The sequence below is a fragment of the Catenulispora subtropica genome (genome assembly GCF_039531675.1).
Classification (GTDB): Bacteria; Actinomycetota; Actinomycetes; order Streptomycetales; family Catenulisporaceae; genus Catenulispora; species Catenulispora subtropica.
Genome location: NZ_BAAAQM010000125.1, coordinates 1 through 1,612, shown reverse-complemented (window position 1 = coordinate 1,612; position 1,612 = coordinate 1). Strand labels below are relative to the sequence as shown.

General features: G+C 68.1%; 1 protein-coding gene. It reads left to right on the top strand.

Annotated elements, in window-relative coordinates:
- The first annotated feature begins 82 nt into the window (after window positions 1-82).
- Window positions 83-1,333 (top strand): IS4 family transposase, encoded by a 1,251-nt coding sequence (locus tag ABD466_RS44225; protein WP_344663321.1) that lies wholly within the window; start codon window positions 83-85, stop codon window positions 1,331-1,333.
- The last annotated feature ends 279 nt before the right edge of the window (window positions 1,334-1,612 follow it).

Here is a 1,612-nt window from a genome sequence, read left to right as displayed (position 1 = left end):
CCAATGCCGCTTAGCTAGTTTCTGATCAAGGTTCTGATCTGGTGGTTCGGTGTGGGGGGCGGGTGGGGCGTAGCGTTCGGGGGTGGGTTCGGGTTCTGAGCTGGTGCCGGTGGCGGACATGCTGGGTGTGGGTTTGCTGACGGCCTCGGTGCCCAGGGCTGTGGTGGATGAGGCGGTGGAGGCTTGCGGCCGGGGCGCGAGGCGCTCTGGTGGGGTGTTGCCGCCGCATCTGATGGTGTATTTCGCGATGGCGATGGCGTTGTTCGCCGATGAGGACTATCCCGGTGTGATGGCCAGGCTGGCTGAGCCGTTGCGGTCCTGGGGTGGTTGGGATCCGGGCTGGATGGCGCCGACCTCCGGCGGGATCACCCAGGCCCGGGCGCGGTTGGGGTTCGAGCCGGTGATGCAGGTGTTCCAGGCGGTGGCGCAGCCGGTGGCGACGGTGTTGACGCGGGGGGCGTGGCTGCGGCACCGGCGGCTGGTGTCGATCGATGGCATGGTGTTCGACCTGCCAGATTCCGCGGAGAACGTGCGGGAGTTCGGTCGTGCCGGCGGCGGGGTGTTCCCGCAGGCCCGGGTGACCACGCTGGTGGAGTCCGGGTCGCACTGCGCGCTGGGGGCGGTGATCGGCGGTGTGGCCGGCAAGGGCACCGGGGAGCGTTCAGCTGCTGCCGGGCTGTTCGCTCTGCTGGATGAGGACATGTTGCTCACCGCCGACCGCGGGTTCTACTCCTTCGACTTGTGGTGCGCTGGCGATGATGCCGGTGCCGGGCTGCTGTGGCGGATCGGCGAGGCGGTTGATCTGCCGCCGGTGGCCGATGTGGGTGATGGCTCCTTCATCTCGCTGGTGTTCGCCCGTGGGGTGAAGGCTGCGGCGAAGGCCCGGCTGCTGCATGCGGCCAAGACCGGCGCCGATATGGCCGCACATCGCGACCAGTGCCGGCTGGTGCGGGTGGTGGAGTACTACGTCAACGACCGCGGGCCGGCTTCCCCCGCCCAGAAGGAGCTGTTCTGTCTGATCACCAACCTTCTGGACCCGGGCGATGCGCTGCCCGGGGAGTTGGCCGTGGCCTACCACGACCGCTGGGAGCATGAAGGGGCGAACGCGCAGATCAAAACTGGACTGCGCGGCCCGGGGAAGATCCTGCGCTCCCACAGCCCGGACATGGTCCGCCAGGAGATCTGGGGCTATCTGCTCGCGCACTACGCTATCGCCGCCCTGATCTGCCGCGCGGCCACCGATACCGACACCGATCCGGATCGGATCAAGTTCAAGAACACCGTGCGCCTAGCCCGCCGCCGGATCACCGATCCGGCGGCCTTTTCCCCCTGAGGGCCGCCAGCACCTCCACGCTCAGGCCACCGCCGAGATCTGCGCACCCCGCAACCTCAACCCCGCCCGCCGTCACCGCAGCTACCCCCGCGCCGTCAAACGCATCCGCCACAACTCCTACCCCGTCAAACGCCCCGGTCAGACCGGAACCCGCCACCTGAGCCCGCCCAGCATCGACCTCGTGAACCTCAAACCCCTGGCACCGGATCCCCCACCGAACACTCCCCAAGCGACATCACTCCACCTCGCAGCTTGATCACAACAAGCTAAGTGGCATTG